We start from the raw sequence: 22,658 nt of genomic DNA on the forward strand, positions 1-22,658 counted from the left end.
TGGTTTTTTGGGATGCACCGGACGAGCAGACCATCCATCGGATGGCCTGCATCAGGTCCGTTCAGATCACTTGGTGAGGATGAAGCCCTTGAGCTTGCCGAAGGCGGCTTCGATGAGCGTCTTCTGCTGCTCCTGGTGGAGGTGGGCATAACCCACCGCCGGCGAGGCGGAAGCTGCACGGCCCGCATAGCCCAGTTTCTGACCGTCGAGCATGTTCTCGTGGATGTAGTGCTGCACGAAGAACCAGGCGCCTTGGTTCTGCGGCTCGTCCTGGCACCACACGATGTCGGTCGCGTTGGGGTACTTGCGCAACTCTGCGCCGAACACCTTGTGCGGGAACGGGTACAGCTGCTCCACACGAACGATGGCCACGTCGTCCGAGCCACGCTCCTCGCGCTTCTTGACGAGGTCGTAGTACACCTTGCCCGAGCAGCAGATGACGCGTTTGACCTTGTCGGCCTTCTTCACGACATCGGCGTTCTGCTCCGGAATCACGGTCTGGAATCCACCCTTGGTGAACTCGGACAGCGGCGAGGTCGCGTCCTTGTTGCGCAACAGCGACTTGGGCGTGAAGATGATCAGCGGCTTGCGCAGCCCACGGATCATCTGGCGCCGCAGCACATGGAAGATCTGGCTCGCGGTGGTGGGCTGAACCACCTGCATGTTGGTGTCCGCCGCCAGCTGCATGAAACGCTCAAGGCGCGCCGAGCTGTGCTCCGGACCCTGACCCTCATAGCCGTGCGGCAGCATCATCGTGAGGCCGTTGACACGGCCCCACTTCACTTCGCCGGAAGCGATGAACTGGTCGATCACCACCTGTGCGCCGTTGACGAAGTCACCGAACTGGGCTTCCCAGATCACGAGCGTGTTCGGGTCGTTCGACGCGTAGCCGTATTCGAAACCGAGCACGGCCTCTTCGGACAGGATGGAGTCGATCACCACGAACGGGGCCTGGTTGTCGGCCACGTTCTGCAGCGGCACATACGTGCCTTCGTCGTACTTCTCGCGGTTCTGGTCGTGGATGACAGCGTGGCGGTGTGTGAACGTGCCTCGGCCGCAATCCTCACCTGACAGGCGCACCGGGAAGCCGCTGGCCACCAGCGAGGCGAACGCCATGTGCTCGCCCATGCCCCAATCCACCGGAATCTCGCCACGACCCATGGCCGCGCGGTCGGCGTACACCTTCTTCACCAGCTGGTGCGGCGTCACGCTGTCGGGAATGGTGGTCAGGCGTTCGGACAGGCGCTTCCACTCGGCCAGGGGGATGGCGGAATCCGCGCTGTCGGTCCATTTCTTGCCCAGGTATGGGCTCCAGTCCACCGCGAACTTGCTCTTGAAGTTGGTGAGCACGGGGTCGACCGTGTGGCGGCCTGCGTCCAGGGCGGCACGGTAGGCTTTCACCATGTCGTCACCCAGGGTCTCGCCCAGGCCTTGCGCAGCCAGCTTGTCGGCGTACAGCTTGCGCGTGCCAGGGTGGGCCGCGATCTTCTTGTACATCAGCGGCTGGGTCAGGCTCGGGGTGTCCTGCTCGTTGTGGCCGAGCTTGCGGAAGCACACGATGTCGACCACCACGTCCTTCTGGAAAGCCATGCGGAACTCGAGCGCGAGGTTGGTGGCGAACACCACCGCTTCGGGGTCATCCCCATTCACGTGCAGCACGGGTGCTTCGATCATCTTGACGACGTCGGAGCAGTACAGCGTGGAGCGGCTGTCGCGCGGGTCTGAGGTGGTGAAGCCGATCTGGTTGTTGATGACGATGTGCACCGTGCCGCCGGTGGAGTAACCACGCGTCTCGGCCAGCGCCAGCGTTTCCATCACGACACCCTGGCCGGCAAAGGCCGCGTCCCCGTGCACCAGCACTGGCAGCACCTGCTTGCCCAGAGGGTCGCCACGGCGGTCCATGCGGGCGCGCACCGAACCTTCCACCACGGGGTTCACGATCTCGAGATGCGAGGGGTTGAATGCCAGCGACAGGTGAACCGGGCCACCGGGGGTGGTGACGTCGGAGCTGAAACCCTGGTGGTACTTCACGTCGCCCGCAGGCAGATCTTCCGGCGCGGTGTGGTCGAACTCGGCGAACAGGTCCTTGGGCATCTTGCCCAGCGTGTTGACCAGCACGTTGAGACGGCCACGGTGGGCCATGCCGATCACGATTTCCTGGATACCGATCTGGCCTGCCTGGCTGATCACCTCGTCCATCGCAGCGATGAAGCTCTCGCCGCCCTCAAGGGAGAACCGCTTCTGGCCCACGTACTTGGTGTGCAGGAAGCGCTCCAGACCTTCAGCGGCCGTCAGACGGTCAAGGATGTGTTTCTTCTTCTCGGCATTGAACGCCGGCTTGGTGCGCGAGCCTTCCAGGCGCTCCTGCCACCAGCGCTTCTGGGCCTGGTCGGTGATGTACATGTACTCGGCGCCGATGGTGCCGCAGTACGTCTCACGCAGCGCGTTCAGCAAGTCGCGCAGGGACATGGTCTCCCGGCCGAAGAACGTGTTGCTGGTGTTGAAGACGGTCTCGAGGTCGGCGTCGGTGAAACCATAGAACGACAGTTCGAGTTCGGGAATGTGATCCCGCTCGGCTCGCTTGAGCGGATCGAGGTCGGCCCAGCGGGCGCCGACGTTGCGGTATGCGGCAATGAGCTGCTGGACGGCGGTGCGCTTGCGTGCGAGCTCCGAGTCGGCGCCAGCGGCCACCACAACCTTGGTGCCGCCCTGTTTGGCGCGCTCGGCAAAGGCGTTGATGACGGGCAGGTGGGGCACGTCACGGGCATCGGTGCCGTCGACGGCAGGCACGTGCTGCAGAGCGTCGAAGTAGCCGCGCCAGTTTTCGGGCACGCTGCCGGGGTTGTCCAGATAGTTCTCGTACATCTCTTCCACGTACGGCGCGTTGCCGCCGAAGAGGTACGAGTTGCCCTTGTAGGCAACATAGACGTTGCCCCCGTTCGATTGGGAATCGCTCATAAATCCGCTGACCTCCGTTTCCCTTCAGGAAACATAAGCTGGTTAAGAAAACCTCCCGCGGCACGGCTGAACCGTTAGGCGGATGCGACAGTGACTGTGGAAGGACCTGACTGCAGCCCGCGATTGTGCCACCGCGGGAACCGCCCTGTGTAAAAAGATGCGAACCGACGCCGACTGGCTATCAGGATGCGACGCGCGGGGACAGGCGTTCGGAAGCGGGCACCGAGCTGGGTTCGTCCATCTCGATCGCGATCTGGGTGCAGACCGTGCGGCACAGTGTGACGGCCTTCTCGCTCTGGACGCGGTAGATGACTTGTGTGCCATCCTTGCGTTTGGCCAGCACGCCTGCGCGGTAGAGCAGGTTCAGGTGTTGGGACAGGTTGGGCTGGGTCGTGTCAATTTCCTGCAACAGCTGGGAAACCGACTTTTCCTTGTCACAAAGCGCGCTGAGGATGCGCAGCCGCATGGGGGTGGCGAGCACGCCGAAGAGTTCGGCCGCGAGTTCGAACACGCGGACTTTTTCCACTTGGCCTTCGGACGCGATCATCTGTTCCATGGCGGACGTTGCTCGTATGAATATAAGCATGAATCATACTTACAAAAGCGCCACGCGCCACCGCGAACCTCCCAGGTTTCCAGGAGGCTGGCAGGGTCTGGAGGCTCAGGCAAGCAGGTCCCTGATCTGCTGCAGCGCAGCAGGATCGTCCATGGTGGTGAGGTCGCCAGGGTCGCGACCTTCGCAAACGGCCTGGATGGCACGGCGCAACAGCTTGCCGCTGCGCGTCTTCGGCAAGACGGACACAAAACGCACCCGGGCCGGACGGGCAACAGCCCCCAGTTGTTCATCCACCCGTTTCATGATTTCGCCCTCCAGCCTGAGCTTCGAGGCGTCATCGCCGAGTGCGGAACTGTCCTTGGCCACCACGAACGCCATGGCCACCTGCCCCTTGAGCTGGTCAGCAACCCCCACCACCGCCACCTCGGCCACATTGGCGTGGCTGGAGATGCTTTCCTCGATCTCGCGGGTGCCCAGACGATGGCCTGCGACGTTGATCACGTCGTCGGTACGCCCGAGGATGTAGAAGTAGCCATCCTTGTCACGGATGCCCCAGTCGAAGGTGCTGTACACCAGCTTGCCCGGAATGCTCTTCCAGTAGGTGTTCACGAAGCGCGCGTCGTCCTTCCAGACGGTCTGCATGAAGCCGGGTGGCGTCGGCCCCTCGATGACGACCACGCCCTTTTCATCGGCACCCGTGAGCTCCTCGCCCGTGGCTTCGTGCAGCAGCTTGACACGGTAGCCGTACATCGGCACCCCCGGGCTGCCGAACTTGCTCGGCTTCTTCTCGACACCATTGGCAATGGTAAGGATCGGCCAGCCGCTTTCGGTCTGCCAGTAGTTATCGATGATGGGTACGCCCAGGCCGTCGCTGATCCAGCGTGCTGTGGGCTCGTCCAGCGGCTCACCCGCCAGGAACAGGGCCTTGAGGCTGGAGAGATCGTACTGCTGCAGGTAGGCAGGGTCCTGCTTCTTGAGCACGCGCACGGCGGTCGGTGCGCTGAACATGACTGTGACCTTGTACTTTTCCACCAGACGCCACCACACACCACCATCGGGCCGGATAGGCAGTCCTTCATAGAGGATGGTCGCCATGCCTGCGATCAAGGGTCCATAGACGATGTAGCTGTGGCCGACAACCCAACCAATGTCGCTGGTGGAAAAATAGGTTTCCCCCGGAGCGCCCATGAAGATGTGCTTCATGCTCGCGGCCAGCGCCACGAGGTAGCCCCCGGTGTCGCGCTGAACGCCCTTCGGCTTGCCCGTGGTACCGCTGGTGTAGATGGTGTAGCTGATGTCGGTCGACGCCATCCACTCGCAAGGAATCTGTGCATCCAGATGCTGCTCGCGCAGCGCAGCGTAGTCATGGTCTCGACCCGGCACGAGATTCATGGGCGCCAGCCCTCTGTCCACCAACACCACCGATCCCGGTTTGTGGGTGGACAGGCGGATGGCTTCGTCCAGCAGCGGCTTGTATTCCACCACTTTGCCCCCGCGCGATCCGGCATCCGCACTCACGATGGCCACGGGCGAGGCGTCATCAATGCGGTTGGCCAGCGAATGACTGGCGAAGCCTCCGAACACCACGGAGTGGATGGCCCCGATGCGGGCACAGGCCAACATGGCAAATGTCGCTTCGGGAATCATGGGCATGTAGATCAGAACACGATCGCCCTTCTTCACGCCTTGCCCCTTGAGCACGGCGGCCATGCGCTGCACCTCGGCATGCAGCTCGCGGAAGCTGTAAATGCGTTCAATGTCCGTTTCTGTGGACACATAGATGAGCGCATTCTGGTCCGCCCGGTCCTTCAGGTGGCGGTCCACCGCGTTGTGACACAGATTGGTCAGCCCGCCCTCGAACCAGCGGGCAAACGGCGGGCTGTCCTCGTTGCACACGCGATCGAAGGGTTTGTGCCAGTCCACCAGTCCAGCCTGCTCGGTCCAGAAGGCGTCGCGGTCTTCGACGGAGCGGCGGTAGAACTCGGCATAGCCCTGGGGGTTGCTCATGAATGTCTCCTGCGGGTGGCGTGTGGGTTGGTGCTGATCAAACTGAATTCATAATTATTCGAAACCGGCTTGCTTGAGGCTGACATGCCGACAAGCATCTGTCCAGATGCCACTGGGAGACTGGCACATCATGGGAAGCCGCACCGAGGCACGCGCCCCGCGGGTCTTACCTGATCAAGGCTTGAATCTCGCGGAACGCGGGGTGATCCGCTGTCCGCAGCCATTCGAAGGCCACCATTTCGGTGGTCACCAGTTCGGCCCCGGCACCCGCCAGCCGGTCGAACGCTGCGTCGCGGTTGCGTTCCGTGCGCGAACTGCAGGCATCCGTCACCACCCACACATCAAACTCCTGCTCGATCAGTTCCAGCGCGGTCTGCAAAAGGCAGACATGGGCCTCGCAACCCGCCACCACCACCGTCTGCCGCTCGGGCGCGGCAGGGGCGACCGGCTTCTGCAAATGCCTGGGCAGGCTGCGCGCGTTGCCCGACGCCTGGCGCGCGGGCGGGCGGAGCCAGTCGCCCAGCCCATCCGACACCGCGCCAAAGTGCATCTTCGACAGGGTTTTCTGGCACAGATCGCGCAACTCGGGCGGGTTGGGGCCGAGCTTCTCCGGGTTCTGTTCGGTCCCCCAGACAGGAACGCGCAGTGCTTTCGCCATCCGAGCCAACCGCACGCCATTGGCCAGCACCTGGGGTCCTTCAAAAATGGCGGGCATCAGGCGTGCCTGGTAGTCCACCAGCACCAGTTGGGAATCAGAGGCATCCAGCAGCATCGAGGGGTTTCTTTCGGATCGAGGTTCAAGGGATAAACCGGAGGATTTTCGCAGGCCTCAGCCGTTGAACAGGTCGGCCTGTCCCGGCTCGCCGGCGGACGAGGGGGTCTGTCCCGGGTTCAATCGCGCCACGAGGTGAGCCACGTAAGCCTCGAACAGGTCTTCGGGGGACTGGCCGAACATGCGTATACGGCCCGTGTGCTGCAGGAGCAGAAGACCCACGCCATGGGCAAAAAGTGCCGTGTTCTCGCGCAGCGCCAACTCGGGCGAAAGCCCCATCGCCTGCAGCGCCTGCTCGCAAGGGCGCAGTGCGTCGTGCAAGCGGTCGTTGAGCTGCCGGTTGAGCTCGCTGGTCAGGCCACGCGGCGCGAGGCCCTGCACGAGGTAGAAGCCGAGGTCGAGGTCGCGCGGATTGCGGGCGTAAAAGCCGAACCAGGCCTGCGCCTTGGACGCGAGCGTCAGCGAAGGCTGCGACCGATGGGACTTCGCTGCGACCACCGCCTGGTTCAACCGCTCGAGAGACTCGGCCAACAACGCGGCGTAAATGGCTTCCTTGCTTTCGAAATAACTGTAGATGGCGCCCGGCGTGTACGCCGCCCGCTTGGCGATCTCGCGAATGCTCGCGCCCTCCACGCCCTTCTCCGCGAACACGCTGCGGGCCGCCTCCAGCACCAGCGCGCGCCGTGAATCCGACATCGCGGCTTGCCGCAGCTGGCGTTGCCGCAACTGCTCCCGAGCCGCTTCGGCGTCGGCTTCCGAAGGCACAGGAATGAGGTCGTTCAGGTGGACATCCATGGACGCAGTTTATCGCCCGATCGAACGCCCGACATTGAAAATGAACATTTGCACAAAATATTGAACGCTGTTCAAATAAATCCCCGGTACGCTATTTTCTTCACCTGCAATGCCCCATCGAACAGGCGCAAACCCCATGAACGACAGTTTTACCCAAACCCCCAGGCTCATGAGCGGCCAGCAGTTCCGAGAGTCGCTGAGGGAGCGCAAACCCCGGGTATTCGTGGACGGACGCGCCGTGGAATGCGTGGCCGACGAACCGGCGCTGCAGCCAGGCATCAACGCCATCGCCCTCACCTACGACCTCGCACTCGACCCGCGCCATGCGGCGCTGATGACAGCGGTTCAGCAGACCAGCGGCCGCACCGTGAACCGCCTCTCACACATCAACCAAAGCAGCGGCGACTTGCTCAACAAGCTGGAAGCCGTGCGGCTGGTGTGCCAGGAAACCGGTTGCGCCCAGCGCTACCTCACCCATGACGCGCTCAACGCGATTGGACAAGTCTCGGCCCGCATCGACGATGCGCGAGGCACGACCGATCACACGGAAAGGTTTCTCGACTACCTGCACCGCGTGCAGGATCAGGACCTCACCATGGCGGTGGCCATGACCGACGCCAAGGGCGACCGCAGCCGTCGTCCAAACGAGCAGGCCAACGTCGACAGCTACGTGCATGTCGTGGAGAAAACTGCCAAGGGCATCGTCATCAGCGGCACCAAGGCGATTGTCACGGGCGCGCCGTATGTGCATGAATTGCTGGTGATGCCCTGCCGCAACATGGGCCGGGACGACGCCGATTTCGCCGTCTGCTGTGCCGTACCGATCGACGTCCCCGGACTGACCATCATCGCCCGCCCGGCGGGACGGCCGGGCGACAAGGTGGAGCACGGTGAGGCGCTGTTCAGCCGACGGTACGGCCAGAGCACCGCCGTCTGCATCTTCGACCGCGTCTTCGTCCCGTGGGACCGCGTGTTCTACGCTGGCGAATGGGAGCACTCCGGCCATCTCACCTACAGCTACGCCACACACCACCGGCACACCTGCATCGGCGCACGCGCCGGCTTCGGTGATCTGTTGATCGGCGCCGGAGCGCTCATGTGCGAAGCCAATGGGTTCGACCCTGGCCAGGAAACCCACCTGCGCGAACAAATGGTCGAGCTGATCACCATCACCGAGGGCTTCTACGCCTGTGGCGTCGCCGCGAGCGTCTACGGCAGGGCCGACGAGCACAGCCGCACATTCATGCCTGACCCGGTGTTCTCCAACATCGGCAAGCTGCTGCTGGCCACGAAGATCTATGACATGCACCGCATCGCCCACTACGTGAGCGGTGGCCTGATCGTTACCCTCCCAGGCCCGGACGAGGACCACAACCCCGAGACCGGCGCCAGGCTGTCCGACGTGCTGCGGGCCAACCCGGACGTGCCGTACGAGCAGCGCATCGAAACGGCGCGCTTTCTCGAGGACCTCACCGCCGGCTATCAGGGCGGCTGGTACAGCGTGATCAGCCTGCACGGCGGCGGCTCGCCAGCGGCCATGAAACAGGAGATCTGGCGCAACTACCCAGTGGGCAACAAGGTCGAGCTGGTCGAACGCTTGCTGGAACGTGGCGTGGCTGCCGATGGCACTGCCGCCGCCGCACCGCATGATCCCGCGCGGCCGATCACCCGGAACCGGCAGCCAGGCAGGTGCTGCGACACCGGCTGCACGGCCCCGGGCCAGCCGATCATGGTCGATCTTCCGTCGCCCACAGGCGACCGTGCATCGCGCCAAAAGCCGAGTAGCGCTGCCCGAATAAGAAAGTGGTTGTAAATCAAGGGCTTGGCCATCAATTCTCGCTTGACTTCCAGCAGCGGCGCCGATACCCTCCACCGCCATGACCCGCTGGATCCCCATTCTTCTGTTGAGTTGCTCTGCTGTGGCACATGCCGCACCCGGCAACGGCTACGAAGACATGGACGCCCTGCTCAACGACAAGGGAATCATGGCGCGCATCGGGCAGCAGGTGCAACACGCCCGCGACACGGTCAGTGAGCAGGCGTCCAGCCTGGTCATCAATGCCATGGCGTTCCTTGACGTGCCTTACCGTTATGGCGGCAACAGCGCCGAAACCGGATTCGACTGCAGCGGTTTCGTGCGTGCGGTGTACGAGCAATCCCTGGGCAAGATCCTGCCCCGGCGCTCCGACGAGCAGGCGGCCGCCACACAGACCATCGAACGCAGCGAGCTCAAACCCGGCGACCTGGTCTTCTTCAACACCATGCGCCGCGCCTTCAGCCACGTCGGTATCTACGTGGGTGACGGCAAATTCATCCACTCGCCTCGCAGTGGCGCACAGGTTCGCATGGAAGACATGCGTGCGACCTACTGGAACAAGCGCTTCAACGGCGCGCGGCGCGTGCAAGTCGCCGAAAAGACGACGCCCTGACCCTTCGTCCGGCGCGACCAGATCGCCCGCTGACGCCTATTCCATCCTGATGTTCGCGCCCTTGAGTGGGCGGTTGCTGCGCCATTCCTCGGCAATGCGGCGCACGAAGGACGCCCGGTCTCCGGTGGCCGGGAGGTTGTCCGACGCGAGCAGGCGCTGGCGGATGGACGGCGTCTGTATCGCCCGATTGATCTCAGCGTTGAGCCTGTCCAGCACCTCCGCAGGCGTACCGCCCGGTGCGAAAAGGCCAAACAGCGAGGTGACATTGGCTTGCGGCAGACCGAGTTCGGCGAACGTGGGGACTTGCGGCAACACCTCCAGGCGCTGAGGCGCCCCCACCGCCAGGGGTCTGAAACGCCCCTCCTCGATATGTCGCAGCTGTGCCGGGGCGACGTTGGTCGACAGCAGCTCGAACTGACCACCCAATGCATCCGTGAGTTGCTGGCCACCGCCCTTGTAGGGAATGTGCGTGACCGACACGCCAGCGCCCAACTGCACCTGCTCCAGCACGAGGTGGCCTGCCGTGGCCAGCCCCGAACTGGCCCAGCGCAAGGCCCCTGGGCGTGCCCGTGCCTGCGACAGCACATCGGCAAAATCCCGTCCGGTGAATGCGGGCGTGCCCACCAGCAGCACGGGTGTGTACATCACGCTGGCCACCGGTTCGATGTCGCGAAAAGGGTCGTAACCCACCGTCCCCAGATGAGGCCGCAGGGTGAGCGGGCTGACCGCGGAGAAAGCCAATGTGTGCCCGTCGGCAGCTGAACGTGCCAGCGTCTGCAACCCGACGCTGCCACCGCCACCCCCCCGGTTCTCAACCCGCACCGGCACGCCCAGTTGCTGCGCGAGGCGATCGGCCAGGCTGCGGGCCACACCGTCGCTCAGGCCACCAGGTGGGTAGACGACCACGATGCGCACCGGCTGACCTGGCCAGACGGCCTGAGACTGGGCAACCCGCCACGCGGCCCCCCCCGCCAACGCAAGCACAGCGGGCAGCACATGGCGACGAAGCAGCATCATGGGATGCGCCCCCGTCGCACGCGCCCTTGCGCCTTGCGCGCGGTATCGCGCGCGATCTTGAGGAAATGGGCTGCGGGCCCGGAGGCCTCGGCCGAGCGGTACACCAGGGTGAGCGGGGCATCCAGCGGGGTGCCATCGCGCAGCGGCAGATAGACCACGGCATGCGGATGCAGACCGGTGATCGAGGCAGGCACCACCGCGACGCCGGCACCGGCCGCCACCAGGTTCAGGCTGGTGACCATCCGCTCCACTTCAGCCGCGATCCGCGGCCGGAACCCCTGAGCCTCGCACAGCGCCAGCAGGTTGGCATACAGCCCCGGAGCGCCAGGCTGGCGGACGAGGATGAACCCCTCGTCGCGAAGCTCCGCCAGCGAAATGGCGTCAGGCCGCCGTCGCGCAAGGGGGTGATCGCCAGGCAGCGCCACGAGCACAGGCTCCCTCAACAGCGTCTCGAAGGTCAGGCTGTCGGGCTGCGAGACCGGCACGCGGATCAGCCCGCAATGCAGCCGCCCGCCCTCCACTGCCTCGGTGATGCCGGCGGCGTGGTCTTCGCGGATCGACAGCTCGATCCCTGGCCAGGCCCGGCGGCAGGCGCGCAGCGCTTCTGGCGTGAACGCGTGCGCCGCAGCCGAACTGGTGAATCCCACGTTGAGCACGCCAAGCTCACCCCGTGCCACGCGCGCCATGCGCTGTTCCATCGCGGCCATATCGTCCACGAGCCGCCGCGCCTCGGCCTGGAACAGGCGCCCTGCATCCGACAATGCCACGCCCTTGGGATGGCGGTGGAACAGAGCCACCCCGAGCTCCTTCTCCAGCGCCTTGATCTGCAGACTCAATGGCGGCTGCTGGATACCCAGTCGCTCGGCGGCACGCGTCATGTGGCCGGTTTCGGCCACAGCGAGAAAGTAGCGCAAGTGCCGGAATTCCATATTCAGAAGGTATTGAAATGTACGTTTCAGTATATTTGACGTGGGGTTTCCCTGCGCCTATCGTCCCGTGCTGCCAACCACAACAGGAGACATTCCGTGCCCATCCGCCCCCTCGCGTTGCTCGTGTTGACCGTGGCCTACCACCTCGGCACCGCCAACGCCCAGCCCACCGACCCCAAAGCCCAAGCCTGCCCGACGGAAGTGCCGCCCAACGCGGCCTGCTACACAGGCGAGGACGGGCTGGGTGGCTTCTACTGGATCGCCCTGCCCGCCAACTGGAAGTCCGAAACCGGCGTGCTGGTGATGCACGCGCACGGCGGCCCCGCCGATACCGGACCCGCCACACTGGCGCGGGGAGAGGAAGACCTCAAGCGCTGGGCCGTGACGGTGAAGGCGGGCTACGCCTGGGCTGGTGCGACTTACCGCCGAGGCGGTTTCGGCGTGAGCATGGCGGCCGAAGACACCGAACGTGTGCGCCGCATCTTCGTGAAGCACTTTGGTCCTCCGCGTCGCACCATCCTGCACGGGCAGAGCTACGGCGCCTCGGTGGCGGCCAAGGGTGCCGAGATGTATGCCACCGTGGACGGCCCTGCCGGTCAGGTGAAGGGCCCGTATGACGGCATGCTGCTCACCAGTGGCATGCTCGGCGGCGGCACGCGCGCCTATGACTTCCGGATCGACCTTCGCGTCGTCTACCAGTACGTCTGCAGGAACCATCCCAAGGCCGACGAGCCGCAGTACCCGCTCTGGCAGGGGCTGCCAATGGATGCCAAGCTGACGCGCGCCGAGCTGGCCAACCGCGTGGACGAATGCACCGGTGTGCGCAAACCCGTGGCCCAGCGCACCGAGCAGCAGAAGGCCAATCTGGCCAACATCGTCAACGTGATCCGCATCCCGGAGCGCTCTCTGATCGCCCACCTGAACTGGGCCACCTGGCTGTTCCGCGATCTGACACAGCTGCGACTGGGCAACCGCAACCCATTCAACAACGCCAACGTGCAGTACAAGGGTTCAACGGACGACGCGGCCTTGAACGCTGGCGTGCTGCGTTACACGGCCGACCCGGTGGCCGTGGCGGAACTGGCCAGGGACAGCGACCCGCGAGGCGGCATCAACATGCCCGTGCTCTCGTTGCATGCGGTCAACGACCCGACCGCGTTCGTCGAACTCTCGTCCGCCTACCGCGACACGCTGGAGCGCGCGGGCACGGGCCGGCTACTGGTGCAGACCTTCAGCAACGAATCCGAACACAGCTACTTGAGCGACCCGCAATACCCGGCGCTGTTCACCGCGCTGCTCAACTGGATCGACCGGAACGAAAAGCCCACCCCGCAGACCGTGGCGGCACTTTGCAAAGGCTACGAGGCCGCGTACGGCGACACCTGCAAGCTGATGCCTGACTATGTCAGCGCTCCGCTGGCGAGCCGCGTCCCCCCCCGCTGAACGCCCATGAAAAAGGCCGCCGGCCCTGAGGGCGCCGGCGGCCTTTTTCCCGGTCAGGCTCGGCTTACTTGCGCTGTGGCGGCACGTCGGTGCAGGAACCGTGCGCCACCTCGGCGGCCATGCCGATGCTCTCACCCAGCGTGGGGTGCGGATGGATCGTCTTGCCGATGTCCACCGCGTCGGCGCCCATCTCGATGGCGAGCGCGATCTCGCCGATCATGTCGCCAGCGTGCGTGCCCACCATGCCACCGCCCAGGATCTTGCCGTGGCCATGCGCCTCGGGAGAATCGTCGAACAGCAGTTTGGTCACGCCTTCGTCGCGGCCATTGGCGATCGCGCGGCCGGAAGCGGCCCAGGGGAACAGGCCCTTCTTGACCTTGATGCCCTGCGCCTTGGCCTGGTCCTCGGTGAGCCCCACCCAGGCGACCTCGGGGTCGGTGTAAGCCACGCTGGGGATCACGCGCGCATTGAACGCCGCACTCGCCAGCTCCTTGTTGCCCTGCAATTCACCAGCGATCACTTCGGCCGCCACATGCGCCTCGTGCACCGCCTTGTGCGCCAGCATGGGCTGGCCCACGATGTCGCCGATGGCGAAGATGTGCGGCACGTTGGTGCGCATCTGGATGTCGACGTTGATGAAGCCACGGTCGGTGACCGCGACACCCGCCTTTTCGGCACCGATCTTCTTGCCATTGGGCGTGCGGCCCACCGCCTGCAGCACGAGGTCGTAGGTTTGTGGCTCGGGCGCCTTGCCTCCCTCTTCGGCAGCCGCGAACGTCACCTCGATGCCCGCCGGCGTGGCCTTGGCCGACACCGTCCTGGTCTTCAACATAATGTTGTCGAAACGCTTGGCGTTCATCTTCTGCCAGATCTTCACCAGGTCTCGGTCGGCGCCCTGCATCAGGCCGTCGAGCATTTCCACCACGTCCAGGCGCGCGCCCAGCGTGCTGTACACGGTACCCATTTCCAGGCCGATGATGCCGCCGCCCAGGATCAGCATGCGCTTGGGCACTTCCTTGAGTGCCAGCGCGCCGGTGCTGTCGACCACACGCGGATCGTCAGGCATGAAGGGCAGGCGCACCGCTTGCGAACCAGCCGCGATGATGGCCTTCTTGAAGGCGATCACCTGCGTCTTGCCGGTCTTCTCCTGGCCGGTGGCACCGGTGGTCTCTTCCACCTCCAGGTGGTTCGCACCGACGAAGGAACCGACGCCGCGCACTGTGGTCACCTTGCGCATCTTGGCCATCGCCGCCAAGCCGCCAGTGAGCTTGCCAATGACCTTTTCCTTGTGGCCGCGAAGCTTCTCGATGTTGACGACCGGGCGACCGAACTCGACGCCCAGGTCCGCCATGTGGCTGACCTCGTCCATCACGGCTGCCACGTGCAGCAGTGCCTTGGACGGGATGCAGCCCACATTCAGGCACACGCCGCCCAGCGTGGCGTAGCGCTCGACCAGCACCACCTTCAAGCCCAGGTCCGCCGCACGGAAGGCCGCGCTGTAGCCACCGGGGCCACCACCGAGCACGAGCACGTCGCACTCCAGATCGGCGCTGCCACCAAAGCTGGCCGCTGGGGGCGCTGCAACGGGTGCGGCCGCTGGTGCAATGGCTGCCGGTGCCGCAGCGGGCGCCGGCGAAGGGGCCACGGCTGGTGCTGCAGGTGCCGCTGCAGCGCCTTCGGCCTCCAGCGTCAACACCACGCTGCCTTGCTTGACCTTGTCGCCCAGTTTGACCTTGAGCTCCTTCACGACGCCCGCCGCAGAGGACGGGATTTCCATCGAGGCCTTGTCGGACTCGACCGTGATCAGACTCTGTTCGGCCTTGACCGTGTCGCCGGGCTTGACCAGCAACTCGATCACCGCCACTTCGTCGAAGTCCCCGATGTCAGGGACCTGGATATCGATGATTGCCATCTGCGCGCTCCCTTACAGCAACACGCGACGGAAGTCGCTCAGGATCTGGCCAAGGTACACGTTGAAGCGTGCGGCGGCGGCGCCGTCGATCACGCGGTGGTCCCAGGTCAGCGACAGCGGCAGCATCAGGCGCGGCTGGAAGGCCTTGCCATCCCACACCGGTTCCATCTGGCTCTTGCAAACGCCCAGGATGGCAACTTCGGGCGCGTTGATGATGGGCGTGAAATAGCGCCCACCGATGCCGCCCAGGCTGGAGATGGTGAAGGTGGCGCCGCTCATGTCGGCCGGACTCAGCTTGCCCTCGCGCGCCTTCTTGGCGAGTTCGCCCATTTCCTGGCTGATCTGCAGCACACCCTTTTTGTCGGCGTCCTTGATCACCGGCACGACCAGCCCGTTGGGCGTGTCGGCGGCAAAACCGATGTGCCAGTACTGCTTGTAGATCAGCGCATCGCCGTCGATGGAGCTGTTGAATTCCGGGAATTTCTTGAGCGCGGCCACGCAGGCCTTGATCAGGAACGCGAGCATCGTGACCTTGACGCCACTCCTCTCGTTCTCCTTGTTGGTGGCCACACGGAAGGCCTCCAGGTCGGTGATGTCGGCGTCGTCGTGGTTGGTGACCGCCGGGATCATGACTGCATTGCGCAACAGGTTGGCACCGCTGATCTTCTTGATCCGGCTCATTTCCCTGCGCTCGATCGGCCCGAACTTGGCGAAGTCCACCTTCGGCCAGGGGATCAAGCCCAGAGCCGCACCGTCGCCACCGCCGCTCGCAGGTGCCTTCGCCGCCTGCGCCCTGGTCTGCGTGGCACCGGCCATCACCGACTTGGTGAAGTTCTGCACGTCGTCGAGCACGATGCGACCCTTGGGACCGCTGCCCTTGACCTCTTCGAGCGGCACACCGAGTTCACGGGCGAACTTGCGCACCGAGGGCGATGCATGCGGCAGGCCCACCGGGGCCGCAGTCGGGTTGTGCGCAGCGGGGGCGGCGGCTACGGCAGGCGCCGACGCCGTGGCCGCCTGAGGAGCGGCGGCCGCAGGCGCAGCCGGTGCGGCAACGGGCGCCGGAGCCTGCGCGGGAGCGGGCGCCGAGGCAGCTGCCGCCGAACCTTCCAGCACGGCCAGCAGGTCGCCGATGTTGACCGTGTCACCGACCTTGACCTTCAGCTCCTTGAGCACACCAGCAGCGGACGAAGGAATCTCCATGGAGGCCTTGTCGGACTCCACCGTGATCAGACTCTGCTCCACAGCAACTTTGTCGCCGGGCTTGACCAGCACCTCGATCACCGCGACGTCCTTGAAGTCGCCGATGTCGGGCACCCGCACCTCGACCGGGCCGGAGGCAGCCGGCGCAGCGGCCGGTGCGGCCTGGGGCGCGGCAATGGGTGCCGGTGCAGCAGGAGCAGGCGCGGCGGCCGCCGGCGCAGGAGCCTCAGCACCCGCACCCTCGGCTTCGAGCACCAGCACCACCGAACCTTCTTTCACCTTGTCGCCCAGTGCAACCTTGAGTTCCTTGACCACGCCGGCGGAACTGGAAGGAATCTCCATGGAAGCCTTGTCCGACTCCACCGTGATGAGCGACTGCTCTGCCTTGACCGTGTCGCCCACCTTCACCAGCAGTTCGATCACCGCCACCTCATCAAAGTCCCCGATGTCCGGGACTTTCACATCAATCAGTGCCATGTTCTTGTCTCCGGATTACGCGTACAGCGGGTTCACTTTGTCGGTATTGATGCCGTACTTCTTGATCGCCTCGGCCACCTTCGCAACCGGCACCTTGCCGTCTTCGCTCAGGGCCTTGAGGGCGGCAACCACGATGTAGTGGCGGTTGACCTCGAAGTGCTCGCGCAGCTTGCTGCGGAAGTCGCTGCGGCCGAAGCCGTCGGTGCCCAGCACCTTGTACGTGCGGTCTTTCGGAATGAAGGAGCGAATCTGCTCCGCATAGCTCTTCATGTAGTCGGTTGAGGCCACCACGGGACCCGTGGTCGCGCTCAGCTGCTGGGCCACGAAGGGCACGCGCGGCGTCTCCGTCGGGTGCAGCAGGTTCCAGCGGTCGGCGTCCTGGCCGTCTCGCGCCAGTTCATTGAAGCTCGGGCAGCTCCACACACCAGCGCTCACACCCCAGTCCTTTTCCAGCAACTCCTGTGCGGCAATGCTTTCGCGCAGGATGGTGCCGCTGCCCAGCAGCTGCACGGTCGGCGCGTCCTTCTTGAGCGCGGGCGCCTGTTTGCAGTAGTACATGCCCTTGATGATCTGCTCTTCGGTGCCGGGCTGCAGGCCAGGCATCGCGTAGTTCTCGTTGAGCAGCGTCAGGTAGTAGAAGACGTTTTCCTGCTTCTCCACCATGCGTTTGAGGCCGTGGTGCAGGATCACACCGACTTCATGGGCGAAGGTCGGGTCATAGCTGATGCAGTTCGGGATCGTGCCCGCCAGGATGTGACTGTGGCCATCTTCGTGCTGCAGACCTTCGCCGTTGAGCGTGGTGCGGCCCGAGGTACCGCCGAGCAGGAAGCCCCGCGCCTGCATGTCGCCCGCCGCCCAGGCGAGGTCGCCGATGCGCTGGAAGCCGAACATGGAGTAGTAGACATAGAACGGCACCATGATCCGGTTGTTGGTGCTATAGCTGGTGGCAGCAGCGATCCAGCTGGCCATGCCGCCGGCTTCGTTGATACCCTCCTGCAAGATCTGGCCGGCCTTGTCTTCCTTGTAGTACATCACCTGGTCACGATCAACCGGGGTGTAGAGCTGGCCCTTCGGGTTGTAGATACCGATCTGGCGGAACAGGCCTTCCATGCCGAAGGTGCGAGCCTCGTCCACCAGGATGGGCACGATGCGCGGGCCCAGGGCCTGGTCACGCAGCAGTTGCGTGAGGAAGCGCACGTAGGCTTGAGTGGTCGAGATTTCCCGGCCCTCGGCCGTCGGTTCCAGCACGGCCTTGAAGGTGTCCAGTGCGGGAATGGTGAAGCTCTCGTCGGCCTGCGGGCGGCGCTGCGGCAGGTAGCCGCCCAGCGCCTTGCGGCGTTCGTGCAGGTACTGCATTTCCGGCGTGTCGTCGGCCGGCTTGTAGTACGGCAGCTTGGGCAACTCGCTGTCGGGAATCGGGATGTTGAAGCGGTCGCGGATGTACTTGATGTCCTCGTCCGAGAGCTTCTTGGTCTGGTGCACGGTGTTCTTGCCCTCACCAGCCTTGCCCATGCCGTAGCCCTTGACGGTCTTGACCAGCAGCACGGTGGGCTGGTTCTTGTGCTCGTTGGCGGCGTGGAAGGCGGCGTACACCTTGGCGGGCTCATGACCGCCACGGCGGAGTTCGAAGATCTCCTCGTCGGTCATGTGCTCGACCAGCTTGGCGGTCTCGGGGTACTTGCCGAAGAAGTTCTTGCGGACGAAGGCGCCGTCGTTGGCCTTCATGGCCTGGTAGTCGCCGTCCAGCGTTTCCATCATCAGCTGCTTGAGCTTGCCACTCTTGTCGCGCGCCAGCAGGGTGTCCCAGCCATTGCCCCAGAGCAGCTTGATCACGTTCCAGCCGCTGCCGCGGAATTCGCTTTCCAGCTCCTGCACGATCTTGCCGTTGCCACGCACCGGACCGTCCAGGCGCTGCAGGTTGCAGTTGATGACGAAGACCAGGTTGTCCAGATTCTCGCGAGCGGCCAGGCCGATGGCGCCCAGCGACTCGGGCTCGTCCATTTCGCCGTCACCACAAAACACCCACACCTTGCGATTGGCCGTATCGGCAATGCCCCGGGCGTGCAGGTACTTGAGGAAACGCGCCTGGTAGATGGCCATCAGCGGGCCAAGGCCCATGGAAACCGTCGGGAACTGCCAGAACTCGGGCATCAGCTTGGGGTGGGGGTAGCTGGAAAGCCCCTTGCCATCCACCTCCTGGCGGAAGTTGTCGAGCTGCTCTTCGGTCAGCCGACCTTCCATGTAGGCTCGCGCATAAATACCAGGCGAGCTGTGGCCCTGGATGTAGAGCAGGTCGCCACCGTGCTTTTCACTCGCGGCGTGCCAGAAATGGTTGAAGCCGGCGCCGAACATGCTGGCCACCGACGCGAAGGAGCCGATGTGGCCGCCGAGGTCACCCCCATCGGCGGGATTCAGGCGGTTGGCGCGTACCACCATGGCCATCGCGTTCCAGCGCATGTAGGCCCGCAGGCGCTTTTCGATCGCAATGTTTCCGGGGCAACGGGCTTCCTGCTCCGGTTCGATGGTATTCACATAGCCGGTGTTGGCCGAAAAAGGCAGGTCGATGCTGTGCTGGCGGGCTTCTTCGAGCAACTGTTCGAGCAGGAAGTGAGCCCGCTCGGGCCCCTCGCGCTCGATCACGGCGGCCAGCGCCTCCATCCACTCACGGGTCTCCTGGGAATCGGCATCCGCAGCGCGCAAGGCGTTCTGAGCGTCATTCGCTGACATGGTTGTCTCCTGTTGGTGTCAATCGAGCTTACGGAGGTACATCCGCACTGTCACTGATTTTTCCACAAAAGCTTTATGTTTTCAACATATGCTTTATGTTTCTACATTATGAAATCAACAGCAATGAGACCCGACCATGACCAATTCGACTTGCGCACGTGTCGCGACCGGGCAAGGCATGCGCCCTCACGTAGACTTGCGGCTCCATGATTCCCCTGCCCCATCCAACGCAGCCCAACAGCCCACCATCGCAGGTTGTCTGGTGGAAGCGCTGGTGGCGTCGCCTCCCACCATCCCGCCAGGATCGCTTCGCCACCCTCGGCCCCTTGCTGGCCGTTTTGCTCTTTCTCTCCGCGATCGTGGTGGCCATCACCTACCTGCGTTATGAGGAGCTCGAGCGCGAGCAGGAGGCCGTGACGCGGGACGTGGAGTACGCCCAGCAACGCCTGCGCCTGCGCCTGCTTGAGCGGCAGGAGCAGCTGATGCGGCTGGCGCGCGAAGTCGGCAACAGGGAGATCGAGAGCGAGGAATTCGAGTTCCAGGTGGAATCGTTGGTCAGTCAGTTTCCAGAGATGCTGGCCATCAGCTGGGTGGATGCCCGGCGCAACGTGCTGGCCAGCTACGCCTCACCCAGCGCACCCACCGCACTGGTGCGCCCCACCGGCAGCGTGCTCTCACCCGGAGAGACCGACGGCTCTTTTGACCTGGCCCGTGACCTGCGCCAGCCGATCTACTCGCGTCCGCTCGGTGACGACGCGCGCAACGCCACGCTGATGCTGCACGTGCCCCTGACCGAGCAGGGACGGTTCTCCGGCACCATCATGGGTGAGTACTCCATCGACGGGCTGATGCGCTTTGGTGTTCCCCCGGAAATCATGGCCCGCTATGCCGTGGCGCTGGTCGACGACAGGGGCCGCGTGCTGGCCGGCAGCCTGCAGACGCCGACCACCGTCCTGCGCCTATTGCCCTGGTCCAACCCGCCCCTGGAACACGAAGTACCGGTTTCTCCCGTAGGCAACGGCCTGATCGTCAAGGCACAGGGCTACCGCACCTCGCAGGACATCGTGGGCAGCGGCTTCTTCTGGGTCATCGGCGCGCTGTCGGCCCTCACAGTCTGGATGCTGCTCGGCACATGGCGCCACACCCGCCGCCGTGTGCAGGCCCAGCAGGCCCTGGTGGCCGAGACCAATTTCCGCAGGGCAATGGAAAACTCCATGCTCACCGGCATGCGCGCACTCGACATGCAGGGCCGCATCACCTACGTCAACCCGGCCTTCTGCTCCATGACCGGCTGGACCGAGGGCGAACTCGTCGGCCGTACCGCACCCTTTCCGTACTGGCCAGAGGAGGAGCATGACCAGCTCGCAGCACGACTGGAAGACGAACTTCGGGGCCGTTCCACGCCAGGTGGTTTCGAGGTGCACGTGAAGCGCCGCGACGGCAGCATCTTCGACGCCCGCATGTATGTCTCTCCGCTGATCGATCCCAAGGGACATCAGACGGGCTGGATGACCTCGATGACCGACATCACCGAGCCCAAACGCATCCGTGAAGAGCTGTCGGCGTCTTACGAGCGCTTCACCACCGTTCTGGAGTCGCTCGACTCCGCCGTCTCGGTTGCGCCGCTGGGCAGCGATGAAATGCTGTTCGCCAACAAGATGTACCGCCTGTGGTTCGGCACGCGGGGCCAGGGCCACCGCCATCTGGTCGATCTGGCCGGCAACCAGCCTTCCCCGAGCCCCGACGATGGGGACGCCGTGGATGCCTTTGCCGGCATGCCCACCGAAACTTTGACCGATGCGGGTGCAGAGAACGCCGAAGTCTTCGTGGAAGAGCTCGACCGCTGGCTGGAGGTGCGCACGCGCTATCTCACCTGGGTGGATGGACGGCTCGCACAGATGGTGATTGCCAGCGACATCACACCGCGCCGCTATGCCGAAGAGCAGGCATCACGGCAGGCCGAGCGCGCGCAGACCGCCAGCCGCCTGATCACCATGGGAGAGATGGCGTCGAGCGTGGCGCACGAACTCAACCAGCCGCTGACCGCCATTTCCAACTACTGCAACGGCATGATCTCGCGCGTGAACGAGCAGCGGATCACCACCGACGAGCTTCTCGGTGCGCTGGAGAAGACCGCCCGCCAGGCCCAGCGCGCCGGGCAGATCATCCAGCGCATCCGCGCGTTCGTGAAACGCAGCGAGCCCAATCCCACGCAGTCCGATGTGGCCCAGATGGTCAGCAACGCCATCGAGCTGGCCGACATCGAACTGCGGCGGCAGCAGGTCCGGCTGTCACCCTACGTGGCAGCGCGGCTGCCCAACCTGATGGTCGACCCGATCCTGATCGAACAGGTGCTGATCAACCTGCTGAAGAACGCCGGTGAAGCCATTGCGCAGGCCGGGCGCGCACCCGGGGAACGCTACGTGGAATTGCGGGTCGGTCCGCGCCGGCTGGACGGTGTCGATGTGGTCGAGTTCTCGGTCCGCGATTCGGGGAATGGCGTGCCCAACGAAATGATCGAGCGCATCTACGAAGCCTTCTACAGCACCAAGAGTGAAGGCATGGGCATTGGCCTCAAATTGTGCCGGAGCATCGTCGAGTCGCACCACGGCAGGATGCAAGTGCAGAACATCTACAATGGTGAAGAGGTGGTGGGCTGCTGCTTCAGTTTCTGGATTCCCGTGGTCTCCAGGCTGCAGAACCACAGCGCCGCGGCCGGGCCCGCCACAGAGCCGCTGACGGACACAGAAAGAGCGAGATGAGTTTGATCCCTAAAAAAGGCACCGTCTACGTGGTCGATGACGACGAAGCTGTGCGCGACTCACTGCAATGGCTTCTGGAAGGCAAGGACTTCCGGGTTCGATGTTTCGAGTCTGCCGAAGCTTTTCTCAGCCGCTATGACGCTCGTGAGGTAGCCTGCCTGATCGCCGACATCCGCATGGGTGGCATGACTGGCATGGAACTCCAGGAACGTCTGATCGAGCGCCAGTCCCCCTTGCCCATCGTCTTCATCACCGGTCACGGCGACGTGCCCATGGCGGTGGAGTCCATGAAGCGTGGCGCACTCGACTTCATCCAGAAGCCCTTCAAGGAAGACCAGCTCGTGGCCTTGGTCGAGCGCATGCTCGAACACGCACGCGACGCCTTCGCCACGCACCAGCAGGCCGTCAGCCGCGATGCCCTGCTCTCCAAGCTCACCAGCCGCGAGGCGCAGGTGCTCGAACGCATCGTCGCCGGGCGGTTGAACAAGCAGATCGCCGACGACCTGGGCATCAGTATCAAGACGGTGGAGGCGCACCGCGCCAACATCATGGAAAAGCTGGGTGCCAACACCGTGGCAGACCTGCTCAAGATCGCCCTTGGGCAAACCCCCGCCAAAGCCTGAACACCTCTCGCCGAGATCCTCACAAAACGCCCGCCGCTCCCCCGGCGG

15 protein-coding genes are annotated in these 22,658 nt (G+C 64.4%); 5 read left to right on the top strand and 10 right to left on the bottom strand.

Translation table 11 applies throughout. The annotated features are described in order from the left end of the window. Positions 1–66 precede the first annotated feature (66 nt). The 5 genes from J2X09_RS00980 to J2X09_RS01000 all read right to left on the bottom strand — a co-directional run bounded on the left by J2X09_RS00980 (position 67) and on the right by J2X09_RS01000 (position 7,088). Positions 67–2,958 (bottom strand): 2-oxoglutarate dehydrogenase E1 component, encoded by a 2,892-nt coding sequence (locus J2X09_RS00980; RefSeq protein ID WP_204731484.1) that lies wholly within the window; start codon positions 2,956–2,958, stop codon positions 67–69. 181 nt (positions 2,959–3,139) lie between these two features. Then, positions 3,140–3,514 (bottom strand): ArsR/SmtB family transcription factor, encoded by a 375-nt coding sequence (locus J2X09_RS00985; RefSeq protein ID WP_204731485.1) that lies wholly within the window; start codon positions 3,512–3,514, stop codon positions 3,140–3,142. Positions 3,515–3,619: 105 nt separating this feature from the next. Further along, complete coding sequence (locus J2X09_RS00990; protein ID WP_310307522.1) at positions 3,620–5,569, bottom strand: propionate--CoA ligase; 1,950 nt, start codon at positions 5,567–5,569, stop codon at positions 3,620–3,622. A gap of 118 nt (positions 5,570–5,687) precedes the next feature. Continuing rightward, the gene (locus J2X09_RS00995; protein ID WP_204731487.1) at positions 5,688–6,293 is read right to left on the bottom strand and encodes an isochorismatase family protein; all 606 of its coding nucleotides are present in this window, start codon (positions 6,291–6,293) and stop codon (positions 5,688–5,690) included. A 57-nt stretch (positions 6,294–6,350) separates the two neighbouring features. Beyond that, positions 6,351–7,088 carry a TetR/AcrR family transcriptional regulator gene (locus J2X09_RS01000; RefSeq protein ID WP_204731488.1) on the bottom strand — a complete coding sequence of 246 codons (738 nt, stop codon included), beginning with the start codon at positions 7,086–7,088 and terminating at the stop codon, positions 6,351–6,353. Between the two features lie 136 nt (positions 7,089–7,224). On the opposite strand from J2X09_RS01000, the gene J2X09_RS01005 reads away from it, so the two are divergent. Together J2X09_RS01005 and J2X09_RS01010 are read left to right on the top strand one after the other, a co-directional pair. Beyond that, complete coding sequence (locus J2X09_RS01005) at positions 7,225–8,901, top strand: 4-hydroxyphenylacetate 3-hydroxylase family protein (protein ID WP_204731489.1); 1,677 nt, start codon at positions 7,225–7,227, stop codon at positions 8,899–8,901. 64 nt (positions 8,902–8,965) lie between these two features. Then, positions 8,966–9,517 (top strand): C40 family peptidase, encoded by a 552-nt coding sequence (locus J2X09_RS01010; RefSeq protein ID WP_204731490.1) that lies wholly within the window; start codon positions 8,966–8,968, stop codon positions 9,515–9,517. 36 nt (positions 9,518–9,553) lie between these two features. On the opposite strand, the gene J2X09_RS01015 is transcribed toward J2X09_RS01010, so the two are convergent. Both J2X09_RS01015 and J2X09_RS01020 read right to left on the bottom strand, forming a co-directional pair. After that, positions 9,554–10,534, bottom strand: a complete 981-nt coding sequence (locus J2X09_RS01015) for a Bug family tripartite tricarboxylate transporter substrate binding protein (protein ID WP_204731491.1) — start codon at positions 10,532–10,534, stop codon at positions 9,554–9,556. After that, positions 10,531–11,463 carry a LysR family transcriptional regulator gene (locus J2X09_RS01020; RefSeq protein ID WP_204731492.1) on the bottom strand — a complete coding sequence of 311 codons (933 nt, stop codon included), beginning with the start codon at positions 11,461–11,463 and terminating at the stop codon, positions 10,531–10,533. The genes J2X09_RS01015 and J2X09_RS01020 overlap by 4 nt, the downstream gene beginning before the upstream one ends. Before the next feature lie 96 nt (positions 11,464–11,559). Here J2X09_RS01020 and J2X09_RS01025 point away from each other — a divergent pair, with 96 nt between their 5' ends. Next, positions 11,560–12,906 (top strand): alpha/beta hydrolase, encoded by a 1,347-nt coding sequence (locus J2X09_RS01025; RefSeq protein ID WP_204731493.1) that lies wholly within the window; start codon positions 11,560–11,562, stop codon positions 12,904–12,906. Positions 12,907–12,970: 64 nt separating this feature from the next. On the opposite strand, the gene lpdA is transcribed toward J2X09_RS01025, so the two are convergent. Genes lpdA through aceE form a run of 3 tightly spaced genes read right to left on the bottom strand, consistent with a single transcriptional unit; the run spans position 12,971 to position 19,225 of the window. Further along, positions 12,971–14,818, bottom strand: coding sequence for a dihydrolipoyl dehydrogenase (gene lpdA, locus J2X09_RS01030; protein WP_204731494.1), 1,848 nt, complete (start codon positions 14,816–14,818; stop codon positions 12,971–12,973). 12 nt (positions 14,819–14,830) lie between these two features. Then, the gene (gene aceF / locus J2X09_RS01035) at positions 14,831–16,498 is read right to left on the bottom strand and encodes a dihydrolipoyllysine-residue acetyltransferase (protein WP_204731495.1); all 1,668 of its coding nucleotides are present in this window, start codon (positions 16,496–16,498) and stop codon (positions 14,831–14,833) included. Positions 16,499–16,513: 15 nt separating this feature from the next. After that, a complete protein-coding gene (gene aceE, locus J2X09_RS01040) occupies positions 16,514–19,225 on the bottom strand; it encodes a pyruvate dehydrogenase (acetyl-transferring), homodimeric type (protein ID WP_204731496.1) in 2,712 nt (903 codons plus the stop codon). A gap of 206 nt (positions 19,226–19,431) precedes the next feature. Between aceE and J2X09_RS01045 the strand changes: the two genes are divergently transcribed. Both J2X09_RS01045 and J2X09_RS01050 read left to right on the top strand, forming a co-directional pair. Continuing rightward, positions 19,432–21,987: a PAS domain-containing sensor histidine kinase gene (locus tag J2X09_RS01045; RefSeq protein ID WP_204731497.1), complete on the top strand. Its 2,556-nt coding sequence runs from the start codon at positions 19,432–19,434 to the stop codon at positions 21,985–21,987. Then, positions 21,984–22,610 (top strand): response regulator transcription factor, encoded by a 627-nt coding sequence (locus tag J2X09_RS01050; RefSeq protein ID WP_204731498.1) that lies wholly within the window; start codon positions 21,984–21,986, stop codon positions 22,608–22,610. Before J2X09_RS01045 ends, J2X09_RS01050 begins: the two co-directional genes overlap by 4 nt. Positions 22,611–22,658 lie beyond the last annotated feature (48 nt).

It is taken from the genome of Hydrogenophaga laconesensis (assembly GCF_031457235.1).
In the GTDB taxonomy this organism is placed as follows: Bacteria; Pseudomonadota; Gammaproteobacteria; order Burkholderiales; family Burkholderiaceae_C; genus Hydrogenophaga; species Hydrogenophaga laconesensis.